Raw genomic sequence first — 5903 nt, forward strand, 5'->3', positions numbered from 1 at the left:
AGGTGATGCCAAAGAGAAGGTAATGAACATCAAACTCAAGGAAAACGCCAAAAATGGGTATCTCAGCACCCTGGATGCCAATAGCGACCTTAAGCATTATAAAAATATAGGTGGCATGGCGGGCATTTATAAAAACAAATTAAAGGCCGCGGTTTTTGGCTCTAACTCCAATACCAATCAAGATTCGAAAGCCAGTGCTGCCATGAGCAAGCTAAAAGGCAATGATTATGATGTTATTGAAGTTGGCGATGACGGCAGTACAGTAATGATCAGCTATGGCGGCAGCCGTGATGAAGATGATTTTTCACCATCAAGCGGACTACCTGATGTAACGGGATATGGGGCGCATTTTTCTGACAAATGGAACGAAAACAAAGTTGGCCTAAAGCTCAATTATAAAGGCAGTGACAGAAACATATTGGACAGAACAACTTCTAAAAACCAGTCGTTACTGCCCAACGGAACGAATTTTTTTAGCGAAGGCAGCTCAAACAGCGAAACCAGAAATACCGGACAGAGTTTAAAAGGCAGTGTCGATATTAAATTAGATTCGCTTTCTACCTTAAAAATATCCTTTGCAGGTAGCAAACGCAAAAACAGCAGCCAGTATATCAGCAAGAACGAAACTAAAAATGACGCAGGGATATTTGTAAATAATAGTGATCAGTCTAATGATAGCAATGGCGACAACGACTTGTTTAACGGAAATATTAATTACGCTAAAAAGTTTGTAAAAAAAGGAAGAACACTCTCTATTGACATACAACCTGAAACCAAAAGCAGCACGAGTTTGGGCACCAGTTTAAGTGTAACCAATTACTATGATGGGAATGGAACAATCAACAGAACTGTCAACCAAAACTTTCTGAACGATAATTCGGGAAGTGAAAGCTCTCTTGGTACCAGAATATCATATACCGAACCTTTAGGCAAGCAATTTTCATTACAAACAGCATACAGCTTTAAAACAGTAACATCAAATAGCCATAAACTGGTATTCGATAAATCATTAAATAATAAACGAATCGATTCACTGAGCAACAATTTCGATTTCAATAATTTTTCGAACATTGGTAAAATTGTGTTGCAATACAGATCAAAGAAGTTCACGCTATCTGGTGGTGCGGAGGCTACCGAAACGACATTCGAGCTGAATGATCTGGACCGCAACAATAAATTTAACCGAAACTATTTAAACTGGGCCCCACAGAGTAACTTTAACTATAAACTTGGTAAAAACACCAGTGTATCATTAAACTACAATGGTAATACCCGACAGCCGAGTTTAGATCAGTTGCAACCTATCAGACAAATTAACAATCCACTTTACGAAATAAAAGGTAATCCAAATTTAAAACCATCTTTCAACAATAATTTTGGCTTTAATTTTAATACGTATCAGCAAAAGTCACAGATGTATGCGTATGTGTATGGTGGCTACAGCTTTACCAAAAATGCCGTTGTAAGCTCAAGAACAGTCGATGATGTGAATAAAACCATCAGCAGTTATATCAATTTAAATGGTAATAATAATTTTTACGCAGGTGCGAGTTTTAATAAAAGTTTTAGCAAAATCCACTTTAACGCAGGTTTAAATGCCAATTTCAATCATTCGAACTCCGTTTCAATCTTAAACAATAAGTTGAATGAGAATGTGAACAATAGCATTAATATACGTCCTCGTTTTAGCTATTATGGAGATAAAGTTCAAATCCAGTATAATCCATCGGTTACTTTTTCGAACAGCCGTTCGTCAATCGGTTCGATAAATAATGGTAAAAACTTTAGCCACAACCATGATATTTCTGGAAACATAGAACTTCCATACAATACAGAATTTAATACATCGATATCCTTGTCATATCAACCAGCAAATTCTTCTTTTAGCACACCAGTAAATATTGCCTTATGGAACGCTTATTTATCAAAAAAGATGCTCAAATCACAAGAATTAGAGCTTAAAGTATCCATTTCTGACATTCTAGCTGAAAAAATCGGCTATAATCGCTACGTGGGAGGCAATAACATCAGTGAATACACCAATAGCTTTATTCCGAGGTACGTCCTAATTGGCATCACCTATAATTTAACCGGAAACTTTGTTAAACAAGACAAAAAATAATTGAAGATGAAAAATTTAGGACTAACCATAATCTTGTTTTCTGCAGTTATAGTAGTGCGTGCACAAACTGTTTTCATCAAAAGTGCCAAAATAACTTTCGAGAAAAAGATCAATCAAAAACAGCAATTGGCATCAAACACCTGGATATCAGACGATGCCAGGGATAAAATGAGCAAATACAGGATTTCCAATTGGGATTATAGCTTTAACGACAGTAGCTCCATTTATAAGATTAAACCAAAAGAGACCTTGAACGACAATAATTTCTTCTTTATTGCTGGTGAGAATACAAATGAGCTGTATACCGACTTTAGCAAAAAAGCAAGAGTAATCAGAAAACCAATAAGAGGCGAAGATTTTATTTTAAAAGATACTATCCCCCATCTCAATTGGAAAATCATGCATGATGTACGCCAAATTGCAGGTTACGAATGCCGTAAAGCAATAGCAGTAATAAACGATTCGGTTACTGTAGTGGCTTTCTATAGTGAAGAAATTTTGTTAAAAGGTGGCCCTGAAGGATTTACAGGCTTACCTGGAATGATATTAGGCCTAGCCATACCTCGGTATAATACTACCTGGTTTGCCACCAAGGTTGAAGCTAAAAACGTTCCTATCTTTAACATTGCTCCTCCTGCAAAAGGTAAAAGAACCGATACCGAAAAAGATTTCAAAAAAATGATCGACCTCTATACCCGTTATGAGGATAAAAAGAACCCCAGAAAGATAGAAGACATTAAAAAAGAACTCTACACGCTGATACTTTAGGTGATCACCTTACCTAAAACAGTCACTATCAGAGATATAATATGGAGAAAAAATATTCTGGCAAGTATCTAATCGAGCGATAATTTTTTGTACCTTTGTATCCCGTACAAAAACAATTAACCAGGTCCAAAACACCTGGTTAATTCCACAAATTATCAATCATGACAAAGTATATTTTTGTTACGGGCGGTGTTACTTCCTCTTTAGGTAAGGGCATCATTTCCGCATCTTTAGCTAAACTTTTACAGGCACGTGGCTACCGTGTAACCATTCAAAAATTCGATCCGTACATTAATATCGATCCAGGAACTTTAAATCCATACGAACATGGCGAATGCTTTGTAACCGAAGATGGTGCTGAAACCGATCTGGATCTTGGTCATTATGAGCGTTTCCTTAACGTTCCAACATCACAGGCAAACAACATTACTACCGGCCGTATTTACCAGAATGTAATTAATAAAGAGCGTAAAGGTGAGTATCTGGGCAAAACAGTTCAGGTTGTACCCCACATTACCGACGAAATTAAACGCAACATGCGTATTTTAGGTGATAGCGGTGAATATGATATTATAATTACAGAACTTGGTGGAACTGTGGGTGATATCGAATCGTTACCATTTATTGAGGCTGTTCGTCAGTTTAAATGGGAAGAAGGCAGTACCAATGCTATTGTAATCCACTTAACCCTGGTGCCTTATTTAGCTGCTGCAGGTGAGTTAAAAACCAAGCCGACACAACACTCGGTTAAAGCTTTGTTGGAGTACGGAATACAGCCGGATATATTGGTTTGCAGAACCGAGCACCATATTAGCCCTGAGATCAGAAAAAAAATTGCTTTATTTTGTAACGTTAACATCAATGCCGTAGTCGAATCGATGGATGCATCTACTATTTATGATGTGCCATTGTTGATGTTAAAAGAACAATTGGATAAAACTGTTTTATCGAAATTAAAATTACCGACCAAAAGCGACCCTGATATGGAAAGCTGGAAAGACTTCCTGGGCCGTTTAAAAAATCCTACGGCAGAGGTTAAAATTGGTTTAATCGGTAAGTATGTAGAATTACCTGATGCTTATAAATCAATTATAGAATCTTTTGTACACGCAGGTTCGAAAAATGAATGTAAGGTTAAGGTAGAATATATACACTCTGAAGGCATTTTCCCTGATAATGTAAAAGATAAATTAGGTCACTTACAAGGCGTTTTAGTTGCACCAGGTTTTGGTAGCCGGGGTATTGAAGGTAAAATTGATGCTATAAAATATGTTCGCGAGAACAATATTCCTTTCTTCGGAATCTGCCTGGGTATGCAATGTGCTGTTATCGAATTTGGACGGAACGTTTTAGGTTTGAAAGATGCACATACTACAGAAATTGAGGAAAATGCTGCAAATCCGGTAATTAACATGATGGAAGAGCAGAAAAAAATAACAAATAAAGGTGGAACAATGCGTTTAGGCTCTTATCCTTGTGATATCAAAAAAGGAACAAAAGCTTTTTCTATTTACGGCAAATCACACATCAATGAGCGCCACCGTCACCGTTACGAATTTAACAATGCTTATTTAAAGCAATATGAAGATGCAGGAATGATTGCGTCAGGTATGAATCCGCAAACCAATTTAGTTGAAATTGTGGAGCTTAAAAATCATCCATTTTTCGTTGGCGGGCAGTTTCACCCAGAATTAAAATCAACAGTTGCTAATCCTCACCCACTTTTTGTTAAATTTGTCGCCGCTGCGATGGAGTTTGCGAAAAAGAAAACGAATTAAAAGCAGTACATACATAAATAATGGATAGAAATACCTTTACAGGACTGTTCCTGATTATGATCATTTTGGCAGGATCATTCTACTTTTTGAAGCCGAACGCGGTGGAAATTAAAAAAGCCAAAGAAAGAGACAGTATAGAATTGGCAAAAAAAGCTGGCGTTACACCAGTACAAAAAGATACTACTAAAACAGCTGCGATTGCTAACCCAGTTGTAGATTCTTTAGCCCTAAAAGGCCCTTTTGGTACCGCAATTACTGGTACCGAAGCGATTTAAAAGCGTTAAGTAACAAAGTCGCTTTCAACATCAATTTAGTTGGCTTACAGCAAGTAATTGCAGGCAATAATATTGGCTTAAACTGGCAGACTACTTTATTACAGCAAGAAAAATCGATCGAAAGTGAGCACCGTTATTCTGCTCCTTATTACAAGTATTTAGATGGTGATGTGAACCACCTAAGTGTTTCGAAAGATGAGAAAGAAGAGTTATCGAAAGGTAAAATTCAATGGTTCTCATTCAAGCAGCACTTTTTCTCAGCTTCTTTAATTTCAAAACAGGCTTTCGAAAAAGGAAGTTTAGAAGTTAAAATCCCAACCACTCCTGGCCAGGTGAAGTTTTATGATGCCAATATGCAATTGCCTTATGCACATACAGCCAACCAGGTTTATGAAATGGAATTCTATTTCGGAACCAATAAATTCTCTGCCTTAAAAGCTCAGGGATACGATTTAGAGCAACAGGTTGATATGGGTTACTGGCCTTTAAAATACATTAACCGTTTCATTGTATTACCTGTATTTAACTTCTTAAACAGTTTTGGCTGGAACTACGGATTAATTATCTTGGTATTAACCATTTTACTAAAACTTGCTTTATCACCACTTACTTACAAGTCATACCTATCAATGGCTAAAATGAGGGTTTTGAAACCAGAAATGGATGAGATAAAAGCTAAAGTAGGTGAAGATAATCCAACATTGGTTCAACAGGAATATTTAAAACTATATAAGAAAGCTGGTGTAAATCCTCTGGGTGGATGCCTGCCAATGGTATTACAGTTGCCTTTGGTAATGGCCTTCTTCTTCTTCTTCCCTAACTTGTTTGAGTTACGCGGTGAGAGTTTCCTTTGGATGAAAGATTTATCTACTTATGATGAGTTCATCAAATTTGGCGTAAAAATCCCTTTCATTGGCGATCACTTAAGTTTAATGTGTGTATTGATGACGATCTCTACAT

5 protein-coding genes are annotated in these 5903 nt (G+C 36.9%); all 5 read left to right on the top strand.

Annotation, left to right across the window (positions count from 1 at the left end):
- On the top strand, window positions 1-2122 hold a 2122-nt coding region (locus AC1DND_RS19385; protein WP_477584105.1), incomplete at its 5' end, for an outer membrane beta-barrel protein.
- Window positions 2123-2128: 6 nt separating this feature from the next.
- Entirely contained in the window at window positions 2129-2890 is a 762-nt protein-coding gene (locus AC1DND_RS19390; RefSeq protein WP_477584107.1) for a GLPGLI family protein, read from the top strand.
- Window positions 2891-3051: 161 nt separating this feature from the next.
- Window positions 3052-4668, top strand: coding sequence for a CTP synthase (locus AC1DND_RS19395; RefSeq protein ID WP_029274708.1), 1617 nt, complete (start codon window positions 3052-3054; stop codon window positions 4666-4668).
- Window positions 4669-4688: 20 nt separating this feature from the next.
- On the top strand, window positions 4689-4943 hold the full coding sequence (locus AC1DND_RS19400; protein WP_477584109.1) for a hypothetical protein: 255 nt from the start codon (window positions 4689-4691) through the stop codon (window positions 4941-4943).
- A gap of 170 nt (window positions 4944-5113) precedes the next feature.
- Window positions 5114-5903, top strand: a 790-nt coding sequence (locus AC1DND_RS19405) for a YidC/Oxa1 family insertase periplasmic-domain containing protein (protein ID WP_477584111.1), incomplete at its 3' end; no start/stop codon positions are given.

The sequence above is a fragment of the Pedobacter sp. 01N416 genome, assembly GCF_056399685.1.